Raw genomic sequence first — 24,860 nt, forward strand, 5'->3', positions numbered from 1 at the left:
GGGTGGTAAAGGAGTTATAATGAAATCATTGTTGGAATCGGTTTATTTATTGGCTCTGGAAGCCGGTGCTGAAATTATGCGTTATTACGCTGATGACATTGCGGTTGAGTTAAAAGTTGATAAAAGCCCAGTGACTGCTGCGGATAAAGCCGCCAACCGGATTATTATGAATGGGCTGCAGATATTGACGCCGGATATTCCGGTTTTGTCTGAAGAGTCGGAACATGCTCACTGGCAGGAGAGAAAGTATTGGGATACGTTCTGGCTGGTGGATCCTCTGGATGGAACAAAAGAATTTATCCGTAAAAATGGGGAGTTTACAGTCAATATTGCGCTGATTAACGCTGGTAAACCTGTGCTGGGTGTTGTCTATGCTCCGGCTCTGGCAACAGGCTGGCTTGCTGACGGGCAACAGGCATGGCGGGAAAACCGTATCGGGCGTGAGCAAATCAGGGTGACTACGCAGGTTGTTGTTCCGGTAGTGGTTGGTAGTCGTTCTCATCCTAGCCCAGAAATGGCCGGTTATCTGGAAGTACTGGGGGAACACAGGGTGTTGTCTGTCGGATCGTCACTGAAGTTTTGTATGGTGGCAGAAGGCAAAGCACAACTTTATCCACGTCTGGGGCCGACCATGATGTGGGACACTGCTGCCGGCCAGTGTATTGCTGACAGTGCCGGAGCGAAAGTTACTCAGCTTGACGGGCGGCCTTTGCAGTATCACCGTGAAGCGCTACTGAATCCGTATTTTGAGGTATCAGTATATGCCTTAGGGGATTACCCCAGCAGTTCCGGACGACCCAGATAGTAGCCCTGCAGGTAATTTATGCCCATATCTTCGACGATAGTACAAACTTCTGCATTATGTACAAACTCGGCAACAGTTTGTGCGCCGAAAACATGACAGAGCTGTATCATTGTCTGCGCTATTTTTCTCTGTCGCAGATTGACATCAATATTTCGGATCAGGCTGCCGTCAATCTTTATAATTTGTGGTTCCAGCTTAATAATTTCATCGATATTGGAATAGCCGGAACCAAAATCATCCACAATAATCCGGGCACCCAGATTACGCAAATGGTCACACACTTCTATCATTCGGCCATAGTCTTTAATCTGTTCTGTTTCCAGTACTTCCAGACCAACTCTGCTTGAGTTGTTCATCATAAGCAGGTTTTTCTCCAGCAGTTGGATGGTTTTGTCACTCATCATATCCTGTGGAGATAGGTTCACTGAGAAGGATTCACTGCGGGGTCTCATCAGCCTGAAAGTCCGGTCAATCATCTGCCGGCTGAGACGGGTATACATGTGTGTCCCTTCAATTACCGGAAGAAATTCTCCTGGAGAAATAATCTGTTCGCCTTCTCTGATTCGTACCAGACATTCAAGAGAAGACAATTTATGATCATGTGCGTGAACGATTGGCTGGGTATAGGTCAGTACCTGATTGTTTACGACAGCACGGCTGACGCAGGATAGCCAGCTAAGCTGTGAGCGTTTCGAGTCCAGTTCGTGCTGTCGTTCTCTGGCATTGCACATATGACGGTTATTCTTCATTGCATGACGGCGGGCTTCGGTTGCTTTTAGCAGTATATCGTCCACAGGAAGCCCCGGATAATCCCGTCGACTGAATAACCCTCCGGTCACTGAAATGGACAGGTAATCAATCTCGGGCAGTCCGTGTGGTTTGAAGTTGACATGTTCTATCTGATCGGCGAATGCATAAAACTGCTTCCGTAATGTGGCACTACTGGACGCAGATTTGAACAGTACGGCCCATTCACCTACTCCAACGCTGAACAGCTGGCAGACATGGCCGAGTTTTTCCTGCAGTTGCTCTTTACAGTACGCACTGAGATCTCGCAGCAGATTATCTCCTACCTGGTAGCCATATTTTTCATTGATCTGCGTAAAATTGTTCAGCTTGATGCAGATGAGGTGCTCATTAAGCAGCATGGAAGCAAGCCGTTCTTTTAATGCGACCCTGTTCGGCAGGTTGGTTCTGTGCTCTATACGGTAACTTTCCGTCAGCCTCTGAGTCTTTTCTGCCAGTTGCTGCTCCATATTCTTCTGCATGTTATCCACATCATTGATTGCATTTCGGATCAGGGAAAACAGCGGGGAAACCGGATTGTTATTTTCCGGAATGGTTGCCGGAGAACGTTCCGGAGAGATGTCACCTTCGCGCATCGCCAGATAGGTGAGACTGTGGTGCATGATTTTTTGCCGTTTATGATCCCGGCATAGTTCGCCTGCGCAATAGACACCCTGAGCTTCACTGATGCTGTCAAAAGGGGTGAGCTCTCTGTTATCGGAAATAAACGTTAGTCTGGAAGAACAGTTATAGATGAAAATACTGTCAGGAAATTCCTCACTAAGCTGATAAGCGTTAAGACGAACCTGTTCTATGGTCAGACTAGGGTGATTATAGCAAAAACGGACTTCATCCCCGACGGATAGCTGCGGATGTTGGTTATCTGCCGGTTCCTGAAAAGTAATGGCTCCGTCATCACACAGCCGGACTGGGAAGAAGATATTTTGCTGGTCATGTTCTCCGCGTAACAGAGGGAAATTCTGTAGTTGATGAAAGCTGACAGGGGTTCCGTCTGCCAGATAGCGATTATAAATGTTGTAGGCCGGGAGGTTATCCAGAGAGATAACCCGGTTACCCTCGGTGGCTGTCACTGTAAAACGGCGACCGATAGGATTCCATTCATGAAAATGATTTTGCCATACATGCAGTTGTTTACCATGCATGGCGACAGCGGCATAGCCGTTTTGAATAATGTGACAGCCACTAAGAACCCAGTGACCGTGCTCTGTGGTATCGGCTATGCCTCCTCCTACCGGGACGGATGGTGCATAGGTATCAAATGCCGAATAAAGCTGGTGGTCATTGGCTGATACTGCGTCAGCACAACTAATGATTGCTCTGGTATTCGGGGCCAATTGCAGTCGGTTTACCAGAGAAAGGCTGTCTCCGGTATAGTCATCAGAATAAAGCTGGAAGGCATGGGTGAGGTGAACGGTAGAAAAGGTAGTCAATAAAATGAGCGTTCCGTATGAACAGAGTTCACCGTCCCGAATCAGACAGCGGGAGCTTTGGCCTATGATCGCTGCATCCGGGTATGCCTGAGTTAACAAGCAGCTGTATTCAACAACAGTTCGTGGTGACTGTGTTGAATAAACCTGAATAAGTACAGATTCCCCGATGTTATTACTGAGGGTGTTCAGTTTTTCCTGCAGCTGATCCACATTGGATACTACAAATGAAATCGATTGCATTTAATGGTTCGGATACTTTACATTTAGTTAGCTGATTACTATGCCGTAAATAATTGAATATATAACTAGTGACAGATCACTTTTTACTAATAATAGTATTTTTTTCTGAAATTTTCTGTCTGGTTCAAAATTTTCAGAACAGCTACCTAAGCACCAGCAATTCTTCCAGCTGATTTATCTCCAGATGAGGCAGCAATCTGCTTTCCGGTTCATGTTTTATTTGCCGCTTCTGGTTATTAATCCAGCAAGCCTGAAATCCGGCCTGCAGTGCTCCGGTAACATCGGTACGTAAGTGGTCGCCAACATGTAAGATTTGCCGGGGAGACAGGGAGAGAAAATCGGCTGCCTGAGAAAACATATCAGAGAAAGGCTTGGAGCGGCCATCCGGCCCTGCTTGCAGAATTAACTGAAAATAATCACCCAGTCCTATTTTATGTGGATTGACGTTACCATTGGTAATGGCTACCAGAGGAAAGTGTCTGGCCAGCTCAGCCATTACCCGGTGTGTATCCTTCGGCACATCAATCTGATTACGCAGCCAGAGCACGTGTTGAATGGCTGTTTCAGAAGCCTGCCTGGCTTTTAGCTCTGAATATCCGAGTTGTATCAGTCCCTGTTTAATTTGCTGAGTGCGCCACAGTGTGACATCGTGTCGGATCTCTGGGGTTGTGTCTGCAATATTTTGTTTTATCTGATGCCATTTATCCGCAGATAATGCTGCAGAAAGTGGGTGGTGGCTATGTAGCCAGATCAGCATCTCTTTTTCCAGCCGTTTAATTACCGGACGGTTATCGTAAAGGGTATCATCAAGGTCAAAAGTGATAGCATGGATGGGAGAGAGACATTTGTAAAATTGCATGCTGAGCCCGTCTATCTACTGGATTTGTCTTTTTTTGCTCTGGGGTGAGCCTGATCATATACCTGAGCAAGATGTTGAAAATCCAGGTGAGTGTAGATCTGCGTGGTGGAGATATTTTCATGTCCCAGCAGTTCCTGCACTGCCCGAAGGTTATTGCTGGATTCCAGAATATGGGTAGCAAAGGAGTGGCGCAATTTGTGGGGGGTGATATGGCTGGCGACCTGTTGCTTCTGCCCCCACTCTTCCATACGTTTCTGCACATTTCTGGGGGAAATACGTCGGCCTAGCTTAGAGATAAATAATGCCTGTTCATCAGGATCTCTGAGTATCTTGCTACGTATACTCAGCCAGTGGTTTACCCATTCGCGAGCCAGTCCGGAAAATGGAACTTTGCGTTCTTTATTTCCTTTCCCTGTGACCCTAATTTCATCGCTGTCCGGCAGGATATCTTTTACATTCAGGCTGATCATTTCGGCCAGGCGGATTCCGGCACCATACATGAGCTCCATCATAGCTCTGTCCCGGATGGAAAGCGGGTCTTCTTCATTGACACTCAGTAGTTGATCTATTTCATCCACATCCAGATTTTTTGGCAGAGGCTTGTCTTTCTTTGGTGCGGCAATTCCCCTAGCTGGATTAGCAGTCAGCTCATTCTTAAGGAGCAGAAAGTCGAAAAAGCTGCGTAGTGAAGAGAGGCGGGTTGCCTGACTACTGGCTTTTATCCCGGCTTCCTGACCTTTGGCTATGAGCTGGCGGACTTTAGCCGGATCAACTTGTTGCCAGTGACTGATACCGGAGCGATATAACAGCTCAGCAATGAGTCTCAATTGATGGCGGTAATTTTTCCGTGTGTGATGGCTTAGTCCCTGTTCATTCTGCAGATAATCCAGAAAGCGTTGTATCGGTTCTTCCAGTGTATCCGGCAGAACCAAGAGGGTCGCATTATCCGTTGCAGGTGAGTGCTTACTCATCAAACTACTGCCATTGCATCGTGATGAGAAGATGGGAAACAACCAGAGCAAGATGACGCAAGAACAGAGTGTCCATATGTGGCTGGAAGTATCCACCGTCGCTGCTGGAAAAAGCCAGAACCCCTTGTGGAGAGCCCTTGCTCAGGGGCAGAATGACATAAGAACCTAACTCTGGTACAGGAAGCCCCCCGAACAGAAGTTCTCGGTCACTTTTGCGTAAGCGACCCAGATAGGCTTCCTTACCATTAAAATGGTTGGTTGAAAATTGCAGCAGATTTTCTTCCGGTATCCGGTAGTTACTTTCTGGTGCGTCTTTCAGACGAACATAGGCTCTGAGCTTTAGTGCTGCTGCCTTATGGTGAATACAGTCGATCATAGAACTGACCGATGTGGATTTCAGCACTTGTTCCTGCAGATCCATAAACTCATAGAAGGTGCGATCATTATTGGCCGCCAAAGACATAAGTTGCGTAATTTCTTCTTCCAGCTCGCTGATCCTCTGCCGTTGACGTTTCAACTGCACTTCTACCAGAGATACCGTGCCTTGCTCACGGGTAGGAAGGGTCAGTTTTTCTACCAGGTCTTTTCGGTGCAGAAAAAAGTCTGGGCAATCGTTCAGGTACTTGGCAACGACTTCGGCTGTCAGGCTATCCGGCTCCGGTATTGCAATGGTTGCTTCCGAGCCTGTATCAAACGCCAGCGCATCTTCTGTCTTAGACAAAACAAATCCTCTTACGGTTATATGAATAGTGTTACTTTCGGTTCAGGTAACTAACAATTTACCTGGCCGTCAAAGACGTGTGCGGCAGGACCGGTCATAAATAGTGGATTTCCTGGTCCCTGCCACTGGATGATCAGATCGCCTCCCGGAAGATGCACAGTGACTTTGTCATCCAAAGTACCCTGAATCATGCCCACAGCTGCAGCTCCACAGGCTCCGCTACCACAGGCTTGTGTCTCTCCCGCACCTCGTTCGTAGACCCGAAGGCGGATTTCATTGCGATTAACGATCTGCATAAAACCGGCGTTAACCCGTTCAGGAAAACGTTCATGGGATTCCAGTAATGGTCCCAGAGTTTCGACATCGGCTGTATCAGTGTTTTCTACCGTGGTCACAACATGGGGATTACCCATGCTAACTGCACCACAGAATAAAGTCTGATCAGCAACCCGCAGAATATAGGTTTTTTCTGCTTGCTTGGCTTTGAACGGGATTTTAGCTGGTTCAAAAACAGGCTCTCCCATGTTTACCCTGACCAGATCGTCATCTTCAATCTGGAGTACCATTTTTCCTTTTTTAGTACTGACCCGGATGTTGTACTTATTGGTCAGCCCTTTCATATGTACAAAACGGGCAAAACAGCGCGCACCATTACCGCACTGCTCTACTTCACTGCCGTCAGCATTAAAAATACGATAATGGAAGTCGGTTTCCGGATCATAAGGGGCTTCGACGACCAGTAACTGGTCGAAGCCAACTCCGGTATGTCGATCCGCCAGACGACGGATCAGCTCCGGAGAGAAAAATATATTCTGGGTGATACAGTCAACAACCATAAAGTCGTTGCCGAGCCCATGCATTTTAGAAAAATGGAAATGCATTGTGTCTGTTTACTCCGGCAGAATCTGTTCCAGCTGCCACAGGCTGCTGATTTCTTCACGTTGACGTACCAGATGAGCTTTGCTGCCGTCTACCATCACCTCTGCAGCCCGTACCCGGGCGTTATAGTTGGAGGACATGGTAAAACCGTAGGCGCCGGCAGAGCGTACTGCTAACAGGTCATTCTGTTCCAGTACCAGAGCACGGTCTTTGCCAAGGAAATCACTGGTTTCACATACCGGACCAACAATATCATAAGTCATGGCTTTGCCGTCTCGTGGTTTCAACGGAATGATATCCTGCCACGCCTGATAAAGAGCCGGACGCATCAGGTCATTCATCGCGGCATCGACAATGGCAAAATTTTTGAATTCAGTCGGTTTCAGAAACTCAACTTTAGTCACCAGAATACCAGCGTTTGCTGCAATGGCCCGACCAGGTTCGAAGATCAGTTCGATTTCCGGGTGATTCTCCAGACGGGTTAACAGGGCTTTGGCATAGTCGGACGGCTGTGGAGGCATTTCATCCCGATAGACAACACCAAGTCCGCCACCGACATCCAGGTGTTTGATCTGAATACCGTCGGCAATCAGTTGATCGATAAGCGCCAGCAGACGATCTGTTGCATCAATAAAAGGGTCGATATCGGTCAGCTGTGAGCCGATATGACAGTCGATACCTTCGACGTTCAGGTTTTCCAGACTGGAAGCGAATTTGTAGACTTCCGGAGCTCGCTCGAACGCGATGCCGAATTTATTGTCACGCAGTCCAGTTGAAATATAAGGGTGGGTTTTCGCATCCACATCCGGGTTTATACGCAGAGAGATTGGTGCTTTTACTCCCATGTCACCGGCTACTTTATTCAGTCGTTCCAGTTCCGGTTCTGACTCTACGTTAAAGCAGCGGATGTTCAGCTCCAGTGCCCGTTTCATTTCAGCCTCTGTTTTGGCTACACCGGAGAATACGACCTTCGATGGGTCACCACCGGCTGCGACAACCCGTTCCAGCTCACCACCGGATACGATGTCAAAACCAGATCCCAGACGTGCTAGTGTATTCAGTACGCCAAGGTTGCCGTTCGCCTTTACGGCAAAACAAACCAGATGCGGATGTGTGCCGACGGCTTTATCAAACGCATTCCAGTGACGCTCAAGTGTTGCACGGGAGTATACATACAGTGGGGTGCCATACTGTTCTGCCAGATTTGAAACAGCAACATTTTCGGCCCAAAGCTGGCCATCATCCTGATAATTAAAGTAATCCAATTCTCTGTTCCTTTTTCTTACGACGGTTATTGAGACTCGCTCTGCTCACTTTGGGTATCGTCAGCAGGCATATACAGCGGGCCGGTCTGGCCACAGCCAGTAAGGCTAAGGGCAGAAAGTAAACAAAGTGCTAAGAGGGTCTTTTTCATAGTGTTATTCGCGTAAGTCGTGATTAATAAACCAATGCCCCCTATAATCGCACTACCAATAAGAAAAGCAATAGGACATAAAGGATGAATGATACCGAATTTAACCAACTTGCGGATCAGGTGCTCTCTGATATAGAAGAAATGGTGGATAATTCCGGAGCTGATATGGATTATGAGGTACATGGCAATGTGATGACGCTGGAGATGGATAACCGTAGTCAGATCATCATTAATAAACAGGAGCCGATGCATGAAATCTGGCTGGCCTCAAAGTCTGGCGGATATCATTTTTCCTACCAGAATAAGCAGTGGATCTGTTCCCGAACTGGTAAGGAACTGCTGTCATTAGTGAAAGAAGAGTGCAACAGGCAGAGTGACGAGGACATCGAGTGGGTCTGAGATCGCCACTCTGTCAGGCGTTAACTGCTTTTGATGGTCGAGAGGTAACGGAACTGTCGTTACGGTAAGGAACCACATAGCTGTTGCCATCATGCGGATGTACGATCTGATAAAACTGTGGCAGATTGAAGTTTACTGGCTGTTGTTCCGTATTCTTACCTAGAGTACTCGAGGTATAGAAGCGGTTAACGTTACTGATAATTTCATCTTTGCTGCCGTGGAACTGGTGATACATTTCAACATCGTTGACTTCATTCAGTACATAGATATTGAACCCCGCTTCACTGTCTTCAAAAAAGAACTGAACCAGTCCTTCACTGGCAAAGCCGTCAATGACTTCGGGCATATCATAATCCTGCTCTTTATCCAGCAGAGAAAGTGGTGAGCCGGTCAGTTTATTGATAGAGATACTTTTGTAAAAATCGACGGGATTTTCCAGTTTTTGTACGGAGACTCCCCGGCGCTCAAAGAACAGGCCAAACGTCTGATTGGCAATTTTGATGGCTTTAAAGCGGCGGCGTTTTTGAGGTTCAACCGGTTTTAAACGTAACTGGATACATTCGGCTAACAGCTGATAGACCACGTTGCGGATCACTCCTCGCAGGTTTTTGCTGTAACAGAACACATCGACCGATTCCGGGGGAAGTGCATCCTGATGCATTTTGCCCAGTATGGTTTTGAGCGCGTTCAGAATAGCGGTTTCACCGGTAAAATGCAGGGTACGAACCTCATGCCATGAGTTACGGTAGACCAGATCAACACTGCCGACCAAACTCATCTGTTCCTCAGAGAAACTAAAAATATCCACATCTTTCGGATTCACCTTCAGTGCTTTATTGCTGAGCGTGACGGTTGGATCATTTTCGAAGTTGATAAACATAGTTAACTGACTGATTTCACAAGGGCTTCCCAAAGCCTGCATACTCGGCCGGCGCTTACGCAGAGAAAAGGTATTTCGCAGGTCACTGACCATCTGGTAGAACTTATCGATATCCAAATCGGCATCTTTAACCAGAGAGTGCAGGTGAGTCGATTCAGTGATTAGCCCGTTGAAAAAGGACCAGGCAACCAGCTTGCTCAGATATTCATTATGTTCCAGATACTTCTGGCCGATCATCTGGCAGGGCGTTGGCGGTTGTTTATAAAGATACCAGCCAGCCTTGTTACTACGACCTTCCCGAACCTGAATAAAACTGAGATCTGACTCATGCAGGTCTGGTGATATCTGAGGGTTGAGCAGGGTAACTTTACCGGGAAGAACCTCAAAAGCGGCGTACAGTTTACGTGCTAGTATACTGATATCCTGTGGGCTGATTGCGGAGGTAATATCATTGCGCCGGGCAAACTGAATCAGATTACGGTAACTTTGCATCAGGGCATCTAACAGGTTGTCATGCACGATTTTTACCTGTTCGACTTTCCAGTTACGTCGGTTGTCCAGCTCTTGAACTGTGCTTGTGTCCCAACCCCAGTCCTGAACCATGTCTTCCATCACTCTACGTCGCCATGAGACTGTACCGTTGCCGGATTCCCGGGAGAGTTTTTCATGTGTCTTCAGGTAGAAACAACGGCGAACCAGATCCAGCCGGGTGTGGTCATGGATGCGTTCCAGATAGCGGGTTACTTTCTCCAGCATCAGGAAGTAAGCGTCCATACAACACAGGTTCGGGTCGTGGGCGAAGAAACGACGTTTGCTGTCCAGACTCAATAACTGTGTATGCGGATATTCCCAGGAATAGGCTTCCAGTAAAATAGCCTTTATCACCGATTTATAAGGTGAGTCGATACTCTTATACAACTGCCAGAGATTGGAGCCAAAGTATTCTTCTGCAGGGATACGGTGCAACTGGCCGAAATCGATCCATTCGTTGCAGTTAACAACTTCTGACTGGCAAAGTTGTGCGACGTATTCGTCATAACACTCTTCCATTTCCGGCGGAACGATATGCCATAGCAGACGTTGACCGGCAAGGCGTACTGCTGTGCGATAAAATTCATCCAACAGTAGCAGGTGTTGTGAGGAACCACAGTTATCACCGGTCATCTCTTCAGAGTGATTATTACGGAAGCGTTCTTCATCCATGAGGAAAAAGTTCGCTTCGACCCCGTAGCCTTTTGCCCACTCGGTGATCTGCATGCATTTGTTACTCAGATGAGCACGTTCGTTGCTGTTCATTTGAGGAGATACACAGACCCAGATATCCAAATCGCTGGAAGTGCTTTGACCGATAGAGGAGGTGCTTCCCATTGTGTACAGCGCCAGTATTGCCGGAGAATCTGTAACACAAACGGGTTCTTTCTGAGTCAGAAGCAACTGGTCGATAAACTGTTGTTGGATATCATTAGGCTCAAAGCTGAAGATGCCAGTAGGAACGGATTTGCAGTAATAGGCCGGAATGGCAGGGTGATTAAAATGCAGCAGTACAGGGATCAGATGAAAAACTTGCTGGCTCTGGACATCCATTAGTGCCAGCGCACGCTCGATGCGCTGCTGATTGAGATTATCAAGTCGATGAATGACCGTTTGGGTATAAGCCTGCAAGAGGAATTCCTTGATTGAAAAGCCTTAATACTGATTTTGTTTGCTTTATAACCAAATATTAAAACAAAACGTGATCAATCTAACATTTTTCAGCCTCGAGGTAAAGAAAATGCGACCACGCCGTTAGGCCTGATCTGATATAAAATTTAACGTCAGGGCTTAGGCACAGTCTCTAACTTTTCGCTTCGGGGTTAGTAATAGTCTAGTGCATAATTGAGAATTTGGTCACACTAATTGTTCGATTTGCTGAAAATATTAGCAATTTCTGTCCTAAGCCGGATCAATTGCTGCGAGGCAGTAAAAGAGAATGGTAGGATGGGTTTTTATCACTGACAAATAGTAATCCGATATGCAATCCTTCTCTTCAGCAGCGCTTTATGCCACACCGGTAAGAATTGCGACACGTAAGAGCCCTCTTGCGATGTGGCAGGCTCATTATATCAAACAGGCACTTGAAACTATCCATCCCGGCCTGAGTGTTGAACTGGTGACTATGGTCACACAGGGAGACATTATTCTGGATACACCACTGGCAAAAGTCGGAGGAAAAGGGCTGTTTGTTAAGGAACTAGAGGTGGCGATGCTGGAAGGGCGAGCTGATATTGCAGTGCACTCGATGAAAGATGTACCGGTTGAGTTTCCGGAAGGGCTGGGGCTGGTAACTATTTGTGAGCGGGAAGATCCGCGAGATGCATTTGTTTCCAATACCTATGACAGTATTGATGCATTACCACAGGGATCTGTTGTTGGAACTTGCAGCCTGCGGCGCCAGTGTCAGCTTAAAGAGGCTCGTCCTGATCTGCACATCAAAGACCTGCGTGGTAATGTAGGAACTCGTCTGAGCAAACTGGATGCGGGGGAGTATGATGCTATTATTCTGGCTGCAGCTGGTCTTAAACGTTTGCAACTGGACGAGCGTATTACCCGCATTCTTGAGCCAGAGCAGTCGCTGCCAGCTGTTGGTCAGGGGGCTGTGGGTATTGAATGTCGTCTGGATGATGAGCGTATATTGCAATTGCTGGCTCCTCTGAATCACCGGGATACGGCAGACAGGGTGCGTTGCGAGCGGGCAATGAACCTGACTCTGAACGGCGGTTGTCAGGTACCCATCGGCAGTTATGCTCAGCTTGAAGGCGATCGGATCTGGCTGCGGGCACTGGTTGGTGAACCAGATGGCAGCCATATTGTTAGGGCGGAGAAAACAGGCCACCGCAGTGACGCTGAAGCTCTGGGCAGACGAGTTGCTGAAGAACTGCTGGAGCTTGGTGCCAGAGCCATTCTGGATAAGTTATACAGTGAGCACTAAAGTTACCTTCTGATGGGGGAGGATAACAGGCAGTGACGACTCATACTGGCAAAACAATATGACGATACTGATCACCAGACCTGAACCGGAAGGCAGCAGGCTTGTCGGATACCTTGATGCATGTGGCATTAAAAGCCTGTATCAGCCTCTGATCCGTTATGCGGAGGGACGGCTTTCTATTGAAGAAGAACAGCAGATCTGTTGTGCTGAAATTATTATTGCCATCAGTATGCCTGCTGTGGAGTGGGCTGACCAGCTACTTCGGCAGGCAGGCTTAGGATGGTCACAGCAGGCAGTTTATCTGGCGGTAGGAGGCAAAACAGCACAGGCTTTATCCAAAGTATGTGGCCGGGAAGTTCTCTGTCCGGCCATCAGTGACAGTGAACATTTGCTGCTTATACCGTCTTTACAGGATGTGACGGGGAAGAGCATCGTTATTCTGAGAGGAAACGGCGGACGGGAACTGCTGGCGCAGCAGTTGCAGGCTCGTGGAGCGAGTGTGCAATATTGTGAGGTATACCAACGTCAACCTATTCCATTTCATGGACACTCTAAGGTTAACATCTGGCAACAGCAAAGCGTCACACATATAGTAATAACCAGTGCAGAACAGCTAAAGCTTTTTTGCAGCAATATTCCGGCAGAATACAGACGCTGGCTTTATAACAGAACATTAATTGTGCCGAGTGAGCGTATTGCGGCTCTGGCAACAGACATCGGATTTCAACATGTAATTACGGTAGGTAGTGCGGCAAACCGCGACTTACTGGCGGCGATACAGTCGTTACACCTGACAGGAAAAGCGCATGACAAGCAATAATAACGAGCAAACTGAACCTGAAAAGAAACCTGTACAAGAGAGTCAGGAGCAGAGCAGCCGGGAAAAGCCGGGTGAAGAAAGCCCTGTCTCAGCCGCTCAGAAGGATACGAACACTGATACTGCCGTTAAAGAGCAGAATAAACCGCTGCCGAAACAGAAAAGCAGAAAAGCAGTCCCCTCACCTGAAGTGAAATCAGGCAAAACCGGGGGGAAACTGGGTGCTCTGGCCATTGTGTTATCGTTGTGTATTGGTGGCGGTGGTGCTTACCTGATCAAGCAACAAGCGCAGCAGTACCAGACTCAGGTCACAGAGTTACAGTTGCAGCTCAACAAAGTCAGTGACCAACTGTCACGGAGTGAAGCGGCGTTGCAGTCGGCAATACAAAGCACAGTCGACAGTACCCGGATTACGATGGGGCAGCAGGATAAAAGTATCCATAGCCTGCAGATGGCTCTGTCAGAAATTAAGGGGCGGCGTCCGAACGACTGGCTGCTGGCTGAGGCTGATTATTTGGTGAAACTGGCGGGCAGGAAGCTGTTTCTGGAAAAGGATGTGGTCAGTGCTACCCGGTTGATGGAAAGTGCAGATCAGCGTATTTCAGCCCTGAATGATCCGAGTCTGGTCCCGTTACGTAAAGAGATGGCTAAAGATATTACCGTTTTGAGTGCCGTTCCACTGATTGATAAAGACGGGCTGGCTCTGCGGCTGATGAGCTTGCAGCAACAGGTAGATAAACTGCCGCTGGCTAATGCGATTCTTCCGGAAGCTCCACAGGAAGTGCATCAGGAAGTGTCTGAGGATATTCAGGACTGGAAAGAGAACCTGCTGACCTCCCTGAAAGACTTTTCGGAGCAGTTTATTACTTTCCGGACCCGTGACGGCAACGTGATTCCCCTGCTGTCACCCAAGCAGGACTTCTATCTGAGAGAAAATATTAAAGGTAAATTGGAAACGGCTATCAGTGCCGTATACGACGAAAACAGCGATATCTACCAGATGGCTTTGACGCAGGCAAATCAATGGTCACAACAGTTCTTTAAGATGGATGATAAGGCAGTGGTCACCTTTAATCAGACACTGACAGCTCTGAGCAGTCAGAATATTCGGGTGGAGTACCCGGTGAAACTGGTATCACAAAAGGTTCTGACGGATGTAATTCGTGAACGTTTGCGCCGGGATATCACCAGCATTATTAAGGAGGAGAAACAATGATTCGGGCTATTTTCCTCTTTGTTGTGCTGGGGCTGGGCTTGTTTGCCGGAACACAGTTCGCGGGGCAGCAGGGGTATGTGCTGATCTCTGTAGCCGGTACGACAACTGAAATGAGTGTGACTACTCTGGTTGTTTTGGTGATCGCGCTTTTGGCGCTATTGTTCGGATTGGAGTTTCTGCTTAAAAAATCCCTGCATGCCAGTTCCCGTACCTGGAACTGGTTTAGTGTGCGCAAGCTGAAAAAAGCCCGCCGTCAGACCAATGAAGGGATTCTTAAATTGCTGGAAGGTGACTGGCAGATGGCTGAAAGAAAGGTGACTCGTCTGGCAGAGCATCATGATATGCCGCTGCTCTGTTATCTGATTGCCTCGGAAGCCGCTCAGGGAATGGGTGATACGGCCAAGCGGGATCGTTATCTGGAGCTGGCTGCAGAGCAGGAGCATGCAGGACTGGCTGTTGCCCTGACTAAGGCAAAACAGCAGATCCAGGAAGGTCAGTACCCTCTGGCTCTGGAAACCTTATCTGTGCTTAAAGTTCAGCACGCAAATAACCCTATCGTTCTGAATTTGCTGAAATCTGTGTATGTGCATCTGGAACAGTGGCAGCCTCTACTGGAACTACTGCCTAAGCTGACAAAAGTGAAGCAGGTGTCATTACAGGAACAGCAGCAGTTGGAAGAGCAAGCCCATTGCGGAATACTGGCCGAAATTGCAGCGGATAAAGGCAGTGCCGGGCTGATGGCGCACTGGAATACGTTGTCGCGCAGGCGGAAAAAAGAACCGGATCTGCTGGTTAATATGGTGAACCTGCTGATTGAGCGTCATGCTGATGAGGAGGCTTTCCGCATTGTACAGGATGTGCTGAAGAAGAACCCAGATGACACCTTACTGAAATTGCTCCCGGAGATGGATCTGCCGGATACCTCTGGTGTGATCTCTTTGCTGGAATCTGTGCTGAAAAAAGATACGGCTAATGCGATGGCAAACAGTGTGCTGGCACAGTTTTATATGCGGGAAAAACAGTGGGATAAAGCGCAGCAGTATCTGGAGAAGGCGCTGTCGGTACGAGCCGATGTTACGGATTATGCTTATCTGGCCGATGCTCTTGAACAGCAGAATATGTCACAGGCTGCAGGTGATGTTTCTCGTCAGGCTCTGACATTACTGGAAGCCAGACGATAATCACTGATGGTTTACTGATAAAACATAAGCCCGGCTCCGGGCTTATGTTTTATCAGACAGAGTCCCTGAAAGGATATCGGTTTAAAACAGATGTTTTTCCAGATAGTGGGCAACTGAGTCGTTGACATTGGAACCGATCTGTTCAATATCCGGTAGTGCCGCTTTTACTTTCTCGTGAGCGGTTTCCATCAGTAGCCCTTTTTCTGCCATTGAAAGCATTTCTACATCATTCATACCATCGCCGAATGCGATACAATTCTGCAGGCTCAGCCCCATAGACTCAGCGACGGCTTTCAGAGCTGCACCTTTGGATACACCCGGAGCCATGACCTCAAGACACCATGGACTGGAGAAAGCAATATAGAGCTGGTCACCGAACTGTGACTTTAGCTTATCTTCATAGCGGGCCAGATAGTCATGATCCTGATAAGTAAAGAATATTTTTACTACGTGCTTTGATGGTGCATTGTCCACATCGAACAGCATATAGGGAAAGTCAGAGTCTTTATGGAACTCTTTAAGCTGTTCTTCTTCACGGCTCAGCAGCCAGCGATCATCCTGATAAATATGAATAATCATGGCCGGATCAGTTTTTATCAGATCAATAACCGGCTGTACCAGTGCTTCAGGTACATCTTTACTGAACATCACCTGATCGTTCTGATCATGCACGCGGGCACCATTAGATGTAATCATATACGCCGGGATATCGGCTTGTCCCCGGATACCGGATACATCGATATGATGACGGCCGGTCGCGAAGGTAAAGGTATACCCTTTCCGGTTCAGTTCGCGGAGAGTTTCTTTGGTGAATTCGCTTAGCTGGTGGCTTGGTGCCAGAAGAGTACCGTCAAGGTCTGAAGCAACAATCTTGAATGTGGTCTCTGTATCTGTGGTCATAGGATCCTCTCTTTAAACTTACAGCGTACTGTTGGATAAACAGACAGCGCTAGTGTATGCGAAAATAATCAGGAAAAAGAGGGTAAAATATTTCATCATATTTCCTCTTTTTTTGCCGAAAGGGCAGCGTTAAGGCTCCTGAGTGAAGAAAGCGGTAATAATACGTAAGGCCTGATTGCGGATAAGATCCTGTTCGCACAGGATTTCATGGCGGCTGCCTTCTAGCCGGGTAAATACGCTGTGGGAATTGGTTCTCTTCAGACGGCGGTAAAACCGGTATTGTGCCTGATTATCGACAATTTCATCCTCTCCAGCCTGAAGGATCTGTATCGGTATGTGGATATTCCGGGTTTGTCGAATACAGGAACGGATGGCGTTCAGACTCTGCCAGACCCAATGTATTGTCGAACCACCTAACTGCAGTTCTGGCAGCATCGTGTAAAGATCCCGAAACCAGCGGTAGCGGCTCTGGCTGTGAGTCAGAAGGTTATTTGCAAAGCCTTTTGACTGATAATCTGTCTGTCCGGGGGCATAAGTTTCAACGGGGTGTATGCTTTTTAGCAGCCAACTGTAAGGACGGCTGAACGGCTTCAGGTGAGCCGGAATATTAATGCCAAACATCGGAGCACAGAGGGCAATACGGTTAAACGGATGATCCGGTGTTGTCTGTATATAGCGGGTGGCTATAGTCCCTCCCATAGAGTGCGCCAGCAGGAACTTTTGCTGGTATGCATTCATCGAGAAATGCTGTACGAGCAATTTCATATCCTCTACATAGTGATTGAAATCTTCAACAAATCCCCGTTCAGGATAGTGGGTCAGCAGCCTGTCAGACATCCCTTGTCCCCGATGGTCGAAGGAGTAGATATCAAATCCGTGAGAAAACAGCTCGTAAAACAGTTCCTGATATTTCCACACAGACTCCATCCGCCCATTGACTACTACAATGGCTTTGGTATTAGAAGGCGCAGTCAGTCGGATCCAGTACAGTTTTTTCCCACCGGTAGCAGGAAGGAACCCTTCTTCTCGCTGTTGCCAGAGTTGATGAACGGGTCCCTGCATCATCTGCAGAAAGTTGTATTCCTGTGTATAAGGTATTGGTGGCTGCATAGTCCGGGAGTGTGAAGCTAATCTGATGAAAGCAGTAGAATAGCACTCCGGTAGCATAGTTAATATGGGAAAACAAATATAAAAATAAGCGCTATTTTTTGGGCACTGGCTATTCTGTACTTGACTCAGGTCAGTTTTTATCTGAGTATATTCGATATTTCATATATACGGAATTTGTCATATATAAGGCAACTAAAACTTATCGATTAAAGAGGAGTGTACATATGGCTGTTAAAGTCGGAATTAATGGTTTCGGTCGTATCGGTCGTCTGGCATTGCGTGCCGCATTTGACTGGGAAGAACTGGAATTTATACAGATCAATGACGTTGCCGGTGATGCTGAGACTCTGGCGCATCTTCTTGAGTTTGATTCGGTTCAGGGGCGCTGGCATCATCCGGTTATGGCAACAGAGTCTGCTATGCAGATTAACGGACAAAGTATCCGTGTGACCAGCGAACGTCATATTGATGCGGTAGACTGGTCTGGTTGTGATGTCGTGATTGAATCTACCGGAGTGCACCGTAAGGCTGCGTTTCTTAATCAGTATCTCGCTCAGGGGGTGAAGCGTGTTGTGGTTTCAGCTCCGGTGAAGGAAGAGGGTGTTGCCAATATTGTGGTCGGTGTGAATGAGCATATCTTTGATCCGCAAGTTCATCAGATCGTGACGGCCGCTTCCTGTACGACGAACTGTATTGCACCTGTGGTAAAAGTTATCCATGAAAAGCTGGGCATCGAGCAATCTTCCTTCACAACGATTCATGATCTGACCAATACCCAGACGATTCTGGATGCACCACATAAAGATTTGCGCCGTGCCCGTGCCTGTGGGATGAGTCTGATCCCGACGACAACTGGTTCAGCAAAAGCGATTGTGGAAATCTTCCCTGAGCTGAAGAATAAGATTAACGGTCATGCGGTACGTGTACCTCTGGCAAATGCTTCTCTGACCGATATTATTTTTGATGTAAAACGTGATACCACAGCGGAAGAAGTTAATGCCTTGCTGAAAGAAGCCTCTGAAGGTGAGTTGCAGGGAATTCTGGGATTTGAAGAGCGTCCGCTGGTATCGGTGGATTATAAAGGCGATCAGCGTTCAACGATTGTGGATGCTTTATCTACCATGGTTGTCGGTTCCCGAATGGTGAAAATCTACGCCTGGTACGATAATGAAATGGGGTATGCGACCCGTACCGCAGAACTGGTACGCAAAGTAGGTCTGGCGTAAGTCACACATAAACAGTAACGAAAAGGATCCATCATGACACATCCTACCTGGGAATTATCTATCGATAACACCGATGCCGCATTGGTATTAACGGCTTGTCCCGGCACAAAAGGCACAGCACTGAGAGCTTCTCTTGAACAATTGAAACAGCAGGGTGTTAGAGCGATTGTTACTGCTCTGAGTTACGAAGAAATGGAAAAGGCAGGTGTTGCACAACTGCCAGATTTGACTCAGGAGCTGGGTATGAGCTGGTGTTATCAGCCGATCGAAGATGATTGTGCACCAAACAGTGACTTTGATACTGGCTGGCAACGGAACAGCCCTGAATTGCAGTCGATACTGGATCAGGGCGGTAAGGTTGCACTGCACTGTATGGGAGGATCCGGACGGACTGGATTGCTGGCGGCACATGTCCTGCTGCAACGGGGATGGGATCTGGATACCATTAAGACGGAAGTAAAAGCGCTGCGTCCCGGAGCATTTACCAAGCAGGTGCAGCTTGATTACATTGATGGTGTTGCTGAAAAGCTGGCGAAATAACTGTATACGTCCCGGTGAACAACACGAGAAATGAAAGGCTTTCTGAGCTTTTGGGCTACTATGATCCAAAAGCAGAGAGAACCTGTTTTTCATGTTTTTTGTAAGAAAAATGGCGGATCGGAGTCTATGTTTGCAAACCTGAATAAGAGTGTGCGCCAGTATATGCTGGTGACGTTCAACTACTGGAACTTCACCATTACAGATGGAGCTCTGCGTATGCTGGTGGTGCTGTATTTTCATGATCTGGGATACAGCACACTGGCAATTGCCTCGTTGTTCCTTTTTTATGAATTTTTCGGTGTGGTCACAAACTTATTAGGTGGCTGGCTCGGAGCCCGGCTTGGTCTGAATCGTACCATGAACATCGGTTTGGCAATGCAGATAGCAGCATTGCTTATGCTGGCTGTTCCCGGAGTATGGTTGACCATCCCCTGGGTAATGGCTGCACAGGCGGTATCCGGTATTGCCAAAGATCTGAATAAGATGAGCGCCAAGAGTGCCATTAAAACACTGGTTTCCGACGATCAGCAGGGAGCACTGTATAAGTGGATTGCTATTCTTACCGGTTCGAAGAATGCCCTGAAAGGGGGCGGTTTTTTTATCGGAGGGCTATTGCTTTCATTTGTCGGATTCCGTGTTTCTGTCTTGCTTATGGCTGCTATGCTGGCACTGGTTCTGTGCGGCAGCCTGCTGTGGCTGGAAAGTAATATGGGTAAGGCAAAAAATAAGCCGAAGTTTAAACATATTTTCTCTAAGTCTCGCAGTATTAATATTCTGTCCGCAGCACGAATGTTTCTGTTCGGAGCCCGGGATATCTGGTTTGTCGTGGCACTTCCGGTTTATCTTGGTTCAGTTTTTGGCTGGGATCATCTCTGGGTTGGCGGTTTTCTGGCGGTATGGGTCATTGCTTATGGTATCGTGCAGGGGATAGCACCAACGATCACCGGTAAAGCACAGGGAAAAATTCCGGATGGATCGGCGGCTTTATATTGGGCTCTGTTGCTTGCGGTGGTAACCGGGCTGATAGCCTACGGCGTGCAGAGTGGCTGGCGGCCTGAACTGGTGATTATCGCCGGACTGATGTTGTTTGGTGCGGTGTTTGCTGTCAATTCTTCTCTGCACTCATATCTGATTGTCAGCTATGCCAAAGGCGATGGTGTATCTCTGGATGTCGGTTTTTACTATATGGCCAATGCGATGGGGCGTCTTATTGGCACTATTTTGTCCGGATGGATATTCCAGATCGCAGGACTGGCAGCGTGTTTGTGGGGCTCCTTTATGTTTCTGGTTGCTACAACGCTGATCTCCTTTTATCTGCCAAAAATACAAACTAAAGAGATTATTTGCTGATTTTGTTGATTTTTATCTGACATGCATGCTCTATACTAAAGGCGGAAACTGAAAAATAACATCAGGAAGAGGGCGTTACACTATGTCAGATATTGAAAAAGTGGTTAAACGGACGCGACGTCTGGAAAAGTTGCTTCGTATCCGTTATCACGCAGACGGCCGGGGGCTACATCAACTGATCAGTAGCAGTGAAGAACGTCTTCCGCATGATGTTATTGCTAAGTTACGTTATATCGCGACTATCCGGAATAAGATAGTGCATGAAGATGACTTTTGTCTGGATGACAAAGAACAGTTTATCCGTGTGTGCAATGAATGCGAGAAAGAACTGACTCCCCGAGCCAGCCGCTTTATCTGGGGAGTCGTTATGCTATTACTACTGACCATAACGGTTCTGGCATTAAGTTTTTATTATGTTCACTGGGACATACTGTCGACTCACCTGTAGTTTTTGGCCGGAATTTCTGTCGTAACTTTCTGTTGTAACCCTATCTATGCAGCTAGATGTGTAGTGGCTTCTTTATGTTTTAGATTTCTATTCTTATTTTTATTTTTTGTTTAGATAAAAAAACTGAATTTATCTCTGTTAACGCTATTTGTGTTTTTAAAACCTAAAGCATGATTTTGACGTTGTCGGGTTGATTCCTGAGAGAAAGCTCTAGTAATATCAGTTGGGTAGTCAAGCATATTATAATTAACGGTTAACTTATAAACAGCATACGCTTGCTTGCTTTTATAATCACTGAATCCGGTTGTTCCGGATAAAAAGCCGCTTAATGCTCAAGAGTCGGCAATAAATAATATAAGTACTTTTTCAGGGGATTTTATGTTTGCTTGGCTGGCTGTCGGATTATCGGGAGCGGTGTACGTTTCCGCTGGTTGGATGGATAAAAATAGAGTATCTGCGCTTTTTAAATTACTGACGGTGATATTGCTGATAGCAACACTTCTGGTACAGGATATCAGTGAAGGCCAGTCCCTTTCTGCGAAATGGGTGACGGCTGGTTTGCTGATGTCTCTGATTGGTAATCTGATTTTTATTTTATCGGAAAGGTTTTACCAGCCTGCAGTTTTTGTCTTCGTTGTGGCTTCGGTTTGTTACAGTAAGGCTTTCTGGGGACAGGTGTCCGGTCCTCTTAGTCTATGGCTTCCTGCCATGCTTTATGCCGCATTTGTGATCCTGTTTCTGCTGGGACTGCCCAGATTGTCCGGCATTGCACTGCCGGTAGTACTGCTTGGATCCGGTCTGATACATATGACCTGGGGCGCAGCAGAAGTCTGGATGAGGCAGGATACCTTGTCGGCACATTATGCCTGCCTCGGTGCTTCTCTGCTGTTTTTCTGCTGTGTCGGCCATGCGTTTAAGCATGAAGAACAGCCGGCCAGAAAAGGAAATGTGCTGCTGGACAGTACATATTTTCTGTCTCAGTCACTCATCACTGCATCGGTACTGATGTAACGGTTACGCTGTATTCGTTATTGTGCAGAGGTCCCCATATGGGAAAAGTAGCTGAAAATACCGTTCAGGAACATCTGCACAGATATCATCAGCAGCAGCATTCCCATCAGTCGCTCAATCGCTGCCAGACCTTTGGGTCCAACGATACGTTCAAACAGTTCGCCAAACATCAGGATCAGAGAAGATGCTGCCCAGGCTAATACCAGAGCGATGGTCCAGTCGGCCATTCTTCCCGGTTCCTGATGGGCAATCAGGATCAGTGTTGCCAGAATAGAAGGGCCGGCAAGCATGGGTATTGCCAGAGGAACAATAAAAGGTTCTTCTCCTGCGGCCAGGCCAAACTGAGAATCTTTGGACGGAAATATCATCTTCAGAGAGATCAGGAATAAAATAATGGCCCCGGATATAGAGATGGCTTCTTTTTCCAGAGAGAGAAAGTTAAGGATATTCTCACCGGCAAACAGAAATAGCAGCATAACAATCAGTGCAATACCCAGTTCCCGGATCAGCACGACGCGTCTTCTTTTCCGTTCCACATGACGTAAAACAGAGGAAAATACAGGAAGGTTTCCCATAGGATCCATAATCAGAAACAGCATGACAGAGGCTGAAATTATATCCATAGCGGTTCTCTTAAACAGGTTGCTTGGCAGTGAGTGTGCATACACTAATGCTTCATATGCCGCGTGTAAATAAGCGGAAGCAGACCTGTCCGGCTATTTTTTCCCGGTGCAGAGACCAACTGACCGGTAAAGACGGTAGTGACAGCTCTTTTTCTGTTTCGATATAAATCAGTGCGGTGGGTGACAGCCATCCGTTTGCTTCCAGTAACTGCACGGTTTCGTCCAGTAGCCCCTTGCGGAAAGGCGGATCGATAAATACGACATCAAACGGGCTGCCCGGTTGGCGAAGGTATGCCAGTGCATCCGTATTCAGAGCACTGATCCGATCTGTTTTAAGCGTACTGATATTGGTCTGCAATTGCTGGCAGGCAACCGGATTCATCTCCAGCATAGTCACCTGTTGAGCTTGTCTGGAGGCGGCTTCAAAGCCCAGTCCGCCGGAACCTGCAAACAGGTCAAGACAGGTAGCATGCGGAATATCCTGAGCCAGCCAGTTAAATACGGTTTCTTTGACTCTGTCGGTTGTCGGCCGCAGTCCTTCGGCGTCATGAACGGGAAGTTTTCTTCCGCGCCATAGTCCGCTGATAATCCGGATAAAGCCGGATGTGGTTCTTTTTTGTGAAGAGTGATGTGGACGATGCCTTACCATAGATTTTTTGACCGTAAAAAAGTGATACTATTAGCGAGTTAATGTTTCATACTCAGGTTTTTGATTTCTGGGTTAGAATCTGAAACAAGCAGACCCTATCATTTCGTACCGGCAGAGTGTAGCAAGAGCTTTGTCAGATTTCTCGGTCTAAATCGACGGAGAAGAAAGAAAGAGTTAATCAGAGATAAACAGGCAGAGTCAGGATTTACCCGGATGGCGGAAAAGAAAAAACGCGGATTATTATCATGGTTGGGCTTTGGTGATGAAGAGCCGAGCCCAAATGTTGAGCAGAAAGAACAGCCTGTAGAGAGTTCTGAAGAGACAGAACAGGTTACAGAAGTCAGTCAGGCTGAAGAAGCATGGGTTGCAGTTACTGAAGAGGAAGTCCTGACAGCAGTAGAGGATCTTGCAGAAGAAGACGATAACGATCCGGAATCTCAGCCTGAGCGGGTGCAGGAGCAGGAAAAACCGACGGAGAGTTTTTTTGCCCGGCTAAAACGCAGTCTTGCTCGTACCAAGCAGAATATCGGTGCCGGTTTTTTCGGGCTGTTCAAAGGCAAAAAAATTGATGATGAACTGTTTGAAGAGCTTGAAGAGCAACTGCTGATTGCTGATGTAGGCATGGATACTACCATGAAAATCATCGGCAGTCTGACAGAAAAAGCAGATCGCAGAGAGCTGAAAGATGGAGAAGCACTGTATAGCCTGCTGAAAGAGGAAATGACAGAGATTCTGGCTGAGGTTGAGCAGCCTCTGACGGTGGACAGCAGCAAAGCACCTTATGTGATCTTGATGGTCGGTGTGAACGGTGTGGGTAAAACGACCACTATAGGTAAACTGGCCAAACAGTTCCAGAATGAAGGTAAGAAAGTGATGCTGGCGGCGGGGGATACATTCCGTGCGGCAGCGGTTGAACAGCTACAGGTATGGGGGGAGCGTAACAATGTTCCGGTTGTGGCTCAGCATACCGGTGCAGACAGTGCATCGGTGATCTATGACGCTATTGAGTCGGCTAAAGCTCGCGGTATCGATGTGGTCATTGCCGATACGGCAGGACGTTTGCAAAACAAAAGTAACTTAATGGAAGAGTTGCGTAAGATTGTGCGGGTGATGAAAAAGGTTGATGATTCTGCTCCGCATGAAATTATGCTGACGCTGGATGCCGGTACCGGGCAGAATGCGATCAGCCAGGCAAAACTATTCAGCGATGTTGCACCGGTTACCGGTATTACATTGACCAAACTGGATGGTACGGCCAAAGGCGGCGTTATTTTTGCGATTGCCGATCAATTTACTATTCCGATTCGTTTTATCGGGGTTGGTGAAGGTATTGATGATCTGCGACCGTTTGTTGCGCAAGATTTTATTGATGCCCTTTTCAGCAGGGAAGAGTAACCGGGAACAAGCAGTTAAGCA

24 protein-coding genes are annotated in these 24,860 nt (G+C 47.4%); 12 read left to right on the forward strand and 12 right to left on the reverse strand.

Going from position 1 to position 24,860, the window contains the following annotated elements:
• Positions 1–19 precede the first annotated feature (19 nt).
• Positions 20–805 (forward strand): 3'(2'),5'-bisphosphate nucleotidase CysQ, encoded by a 786-nt coding sequence (cysQ, locus tag CSW98_RS16890; protein ID WP_100801652.1) that lies wholly within the window; start codon positions 20–22, stop codon positions 803–805.
• Here the strand turns inward: cysQ and CSW98_RS16895 are convergent.
• The 7 genes from CSW98_RS16895 to lptM all read right to left on the reverse strand — a co-directional run bounded on the left by CSW98_RS16895 (position 775) and on the right by lptM (position 8,126).
• Positions 775–3,282: a bifunctional diguanylate cyclase/phosphodiesterase gene (locus CSW98_RS16895; RefSeq protein ID WP_100801653.1), complete on the reverse strand. Its 2,508-nt coding sequence runs from the start codon at positions 3,280–3,282 to the stop codon at positions 775–777. The genes cysQ and CSW98_RS16895 overlap by 31 nt on opposite strands.
• Before the next feature lie 142 nt (positions 3,283–3,424).
• Positions 3,425–4,141 carry a 5-amino-6-(5-phospho-D-ribitylamino)uracil phosphatase YigB gene (gene yigB / locus CSW98_RS16900; protein WP_100801654.1) on the reverse strand — a complete coding sequence of 239 codons (717 nt, stop codon included), beginning with the start codon at positions 4,139–4,141 and terminating at the stop codon, positions 3,425–3,427.
• An 11-nt stretch (positions 4,142–4,152) separates the two neighbouring features.
• Complete coding sequence (gene xerC, locus CSW98_RS16905) at positions 4,153–5,112, reverse strand: tyrosine recombinase XerC (protein WP_100801655.1); 960 nt, start codon at positions 5,110–5,112, stop codon at positions 4,153–4,155.
• Positions 5,113–5,116: 4 nt separating this feature from the next.
• The gene (locus CSW98_RS16910) at positions 5,117–5,782 is read right to left on the reverse strand and encodes a DUF484 family protein (RefSeq protein ID WP_100801688.1); all 666 of its coding nucleotides are present in this window, start codon (positions 5,780–5,782) and stop codon (positions 5,117–5,119) included.
• 101 nt (positions 5,783–5,883) lie between these two features.
• Positions 5,884–6,714 carry a diaminopimelate epimerase gene (gene dapF, locus CSW98_RS16915; protein WP_100801656.1) on the reverse strand — a complete coding sequence of 277 codons (831 nt, stop codon included), beginning with the start codon at positions 6,712–6,714 and terminating at the stop codon, positions 5,884–5,886.
• 9 nt (positions 6,715–6,723) lie between these two features.
• Complete coding sequence (gene lysA, locus CSW98_RS16920; RefSeq protein ID WP_100801657.1) at positions 6,724–7,977, reverse strand: diaminopimelate decarboxylase; 1,254 nt, start codon at positions 7,975–7,977, stop codon at positions 6,724–6,726.
• Between the two features lie 26 nt (positions 7,978–8,003).
• Positions 8,004–8,126, reverse strand: coding sequence for an LPS translocon maturation chaperone LptM (lptM, locus tag CSW98_RS17930; protein ID WP_443083672.1), 123 nt, complete (start codon positions 8,124–8,126; stop codon positions 8,004–8,006).
• 84 nt (positions 8,127–8,210) lie between these two features.
• Here lptM and cyaY point away from each other — a divergent pair, with 84 nt between their 5' ends.
• Entirely contained in the window at positions 8,211–8,525 is a 315-nt protein-coding gene (cyaY, locus tag CSW98_RS16930; RefSeq protein ID WP_100801659.1) for an iron donor protein CyaY, read from the forward strand.
• 13 nt (positions 8,526–8,538) lie between these two features.
• On the opposite strand, the gene CSW98_RS16935 is transcribed toward cyaY, so the two are convergent.
• A complete protein-coding gene (locus tag CSW98_RS16935) occupies positions 8,539–11,067 on the reverse strand; it encodes a class I adenylate cyclase (protein ID WP_100801660.1) in 2,529 nt (842 codons plus the stop codon).
• 349 nt (positions 11,068–11,416) lie between these two features.
• On the opposite strand from CSW98_RS16935, the gene hemC reads away from it, so the two are divergent.
• From hemC to CSW98_RS16955, 4 genes are read left to right on the forward strand one after another with little or no spacing between them, the layout of a single operon-like run.
• Entirely contained in the window at positions 11,417–12,373 is a 957-nt protein-coding gene (gene hemC / locus CSW98_RS16940; RefSeq protein WP_100801661.1) for a hydroxymethylbilane synthase, read from the forward strand.
• A 58-nt stretch (positions 12,374–12,431) separates the two neighbouring features.
• A complete protein-coding gene (locus CSW98_RS16945) occupies positions 12,432–13,193 on the forward strand; it encodes a uroporphyrinogen-III synthase (protein WP_100801662.1) in 762 nt (253 codons plus the stop codon).
• Positions 13,180–14,406: a uroporphyrinogen-III C-methyltransferase gene (locus tag CSW98_RS16950; RefSeq protein ID WP_100801663.1), complete on the forward strand. Its 1,227-nt coding sequence runs from the start codon at positions 13,180–13,182 to the stop codon at positions 14,404–14,406. The genes CSW98_RS16945 and CSW98_RS16950 overlap by 14 nt, the downstream gene beginning before the upstream one ends.
• Positions 14,403–15,587, forward strand: coding sequence for a heme biosynthesis protein HemY (locus CSW98_RS16955; protein WP_100801664.1), 1,185 nt, complete (start codon positions 14,403–14,405; stop codon positions 15,585–15,587). Before CSW98_RS16950 ends, CSW98_RS16955 begins: the two co-directional genes overlap by 4 nt.
• Positions 15,588–15,668: 81 nt before the next feature.
• On the opposite strand, the gene CSW98_RS16960 is transcribed toward CSW98_RS16955, so the two are convergent.
• Together CSW98_RS16960 and CSW98_RS16965 are read right to left on the reverse strand one after the other, a co-directional pair.
• Entirely contained in the window at positions 15,669–16,487 is an 819-nt protein-coding gene (locus CSW98_RS16960) for a Cof-type HAD-IIB family hydrolase (protein WP_100801665.1), read from the reverse strand.
• Positions 16,488–16,616: 129 nt separating this feature from the next.
• Positions 16,617–17,597, reverse strand: a complete 981-nt coding sequence (locus CSW98_RS16965) for an alpha/beta fold hydrolase (protein WP_100801666.1) — start codon at positions 17,595–17,597, stop codon at positions 16,617–16,619.
• 224 nt (positions 17,598–17,821) lie between these two features.
• On the opposite strand from CSW98_RS16965, the gene CSW98_RS16970 reads away from it, so the two are divergent.
• The 5 genes from CSW98_RS16970 (at position 17,822) to CSW98_RS16990 (ending at position 22,172) form a co-directional block, all read left to right on the forward strand.
• Positions 17,822–18,823, forward strand: coding sequence for an ArsJ-associated glyceraldehyde-3-phosphate dehydrogenase (locus CSW98_RS16970; protein WP_100801667.1), 1,002 nt, complete (start codon positions 17,822–17,824; stop codon positions 18,821–18,823).
• 33 nt (positions 18,824–18,856) lie between these two features.
• Positions 18,857–19,363 carry a cyclin-dependent kinase inhibitor 3 family protein gene (locus CSW98_RS16975; protein WP_100801668.1) on the forward strand — a complete coding sequence of 169 codons (507 nt, stop codon included), beginning with the start codon at positions 18,857–18,859 and terminating at the stop codon, positions 19,361–19,363.
• 126 nt (positions 19,364–19,489) lie between these two features.
• Positions 19,490–20,713 carry an organoarsenical effux MFS transporter ArsJ gene (arsJ, locus tag CSW98_RS16980; RefSeq protein ID WP_100801689.1) on the forward strand — a complete coding sequence of 408 codons (1,224 nt, stop codon included), beginning with the start codon at positions 19,490–19,492 and terminating at the stop codon, positions 20,711–20,713.
• An 82-nt stretch (positions 20,714–20,795) separates the two neighbouring features.
• Entirely contained in the window at positions 20,796–21,161 is a 366-nt protein-coding gene (locus tag CSW98_RS16985; protein ID WP_100801669.1) for a DUF4145 domain-containing protein, read from the forward strand.
• Between the two features lie 378 nt (positions 21,162–21,539).
• Positions 21,540–22,172: a lysoplasmalogenase family protein gene (locus tag CSW98_RS16990; RefSeq protein WP_100801670.1), complete on the forward strand. Its 633-nt coding sequence runs from the start codon at positions 21,540–21,542 to the stop codon at positions 22,170–22,172.
• Positions 22,173–22,189: 17 nt separating this feature from the next.
• Here CSW98_RS16990 and CSW98_RS16995 read toward each other — a convergent pair whose 3' ends face one another.
• Both CSW98_RS16995 and rsmD read right to left on the reverse strand, forming a co-directional pair.
• Positions 22,190–22,795: a YhgN family NAAT transporter gene (locus CSW98_RS16995; RefSeq protein ID WP_100801671.1), complete on the reverse strand. Its 606-nt coding sequence runs from the start codon at positions 22,793–22,795 to the stop codon at positions 22,190–22,192.
• 52 nt (positions 22,796–22,847) lie between these two features.
• Positions 22,848–23,444, reverse strand: a complete 597-nt coding sequence (gene rsmD / locus CSW98_RS17000) for a 16S rRNA (guanine(966)-N(2))-methyltransferase RsmD (RefSeq protein WP_100801672.1) — start codon at positions 23,442–23,444, stop codon at positions 22,848–22,850.
• A 213-nt stretch (positions 23,445–23,657) separates the two neighbouring features.
• Between rsmD and ftsY the strand changes: the two genes are divergently transcribed.
• The gene (gene ftsY / locus CSW98_RS17005; RefSeq protein ID WP_100801673.1) at positions 23,658–24,839 is read left to right on the forward strand and encodes a signal recognition particle-docking protein FtsY; all 1,182 of its coding nucleotides are present in this window, start codon (positions 23,658–23,660) and stop codon (positions 24,837–24,839) included.
• Positions 24,840–24,860 lie beyond the last annotated feature (21 nt).

Origin of the sequence: Vibrio sp. HA2012 (assembly GCF_002812955.1) — a bacterium.
Classification (GTDB): domain Bacteria; phylum Pseudomonadota; class Gammaproteobacteria; order Enterobacterales; family Vibrionaceae; genus Vibrio.

Coding starts and splice junctions, on each gene's coding strand:
- cysQ (WP_100801652.1), top strand. CDS start 20: ATGAAATCATTGTTGGAATCGGTTTATTTATTGGCTCTGGAAGCCGGT.
- CSW98_RS16895 (WP_100801653.1), bottom strand. CDS start 3,282: ATGCAATCGATTTCATTTGTAGTATCCAATGTGGATCAGCTGCAGGAA.
- yigB (WP_100801654.1), bottom strand. CDS start 4,141: ATGCAATTTTACAAATGTCTCTCTCCCATCCATGCTATCACTTTTGAC.
- xerC (WP_100801655.1), bottom strand. CDS start 5,112: ATGAGTAAGCACTCACCTGCAACGGATAATGCGACCCTCTTGGTTCTG.
- dapF (WP_100801656.1), bottom strand. CDS start 6,714: ATGCATTTCCATTTTTCTAAAATGCATGGGCTCGGCAACGACTTTATG.
- lptM (WP_443083672.1), bottom strand. CDS start 8,126: ATGAAAAAGACCCTCTTAGCACTTTGTTTACTTTCTGCCCTTAGCCTT.
- cyaY (WP_100801659.1), top strand. CDS start 8,211: ATGAATGATACCGAATTTAACCAACTTGCGGATCAGGTGCTCTCTGAT.
- hemC (WP_100801661.1), top strand. CDS start 11,417: ATGCAATCCTTCTCTTCAGCAGCGCTTTATGCCACACCGGTAAGAATT.
- CSW98_RS16945 (WP_100801662.1), top strand. CDS start 12,432: ATGACGATACTGATCACCAGACCTGAACCGGAAGGCAGCAGGCTTGTC.
- CSW98_RS16950 (WP_100801663.1), top strand. CDS start 13,180: ATGACAAGCAATAATAACGAGCAAACTGAACCTGAAAAGAAACCTGTA.
- CSW98_RS16955 (WP_100801664.1), top strand. CDS start 14,403: ATGATTCGGGCTATTTTCCTCTTTGTTGTGCTGGGGCTGGGCTTGTTT.
- CSW98_RS16960 (WP_100801665.1), bottom strand. CDS start 16,487: ATGACCACAGATACAGAGACCACATTCAAGATTGTTGCTTCAGACCTT.
- CSW98_RS16965 (WP_100801666.1), bottom strand. CDS start 17,597: ATGCAGCCACCAATACCTTATACACAGGAATACAACTTTCTGCAGATG.
- CSW98_RS16970 (WP_100801667.1), top strand. CDS start 17,822: ATGGCTGTTAAAGTCGGAATTAATGGTTTCGGTCGTATCGGTCGTCTG.
- CSW98_RS16975 (WP_100801668.1), top strand. CDS start 18,857: ATGACACATCCTACCTGGGAATTATCTATCGATAACACCGATGCCGCA.
- arsJ (WP_100801689.1), top strand. CDS start 19,490: ATGTTTGCAAACCTGAATAAGAGTGTGCGCCAGTATATGCTGGTGACG.
- CSW98_RS16985 (WP_100801669.1), top strand. CDS start 20,796: ATGTCAGATATTGAAAAAGTGGTTAAACGGACGCGACGTCTGGAAAAG.
- CSW98_RS16990 (WP_100801670.1), top strand. CDS start 21,540: ATGTTTGCTTGGCTGGCTGTCGGATTATCGGGAGCGGTGTACGTTTCC.
- CSW98_RS16995 (WP_100801671.1), bottom strand. CDS start 22,795: ATGGATATAATTTCAGCCTCTGTCATGCTGTTTCTGATTATGGATCCT.
- rsmD (WP_100801672.1), bottom strand. CDS start 23,444: ATGGTAAGGCATCGTCCACATCACTCTTCACAAAAAAGAACCACATCC.
- ftsY (WP_100801673.1), top strand. CDS start 23,658: ATGGCGGAAAAGAAAAAACGCGGATTATTATCATGGTTGGGCTTTGGT.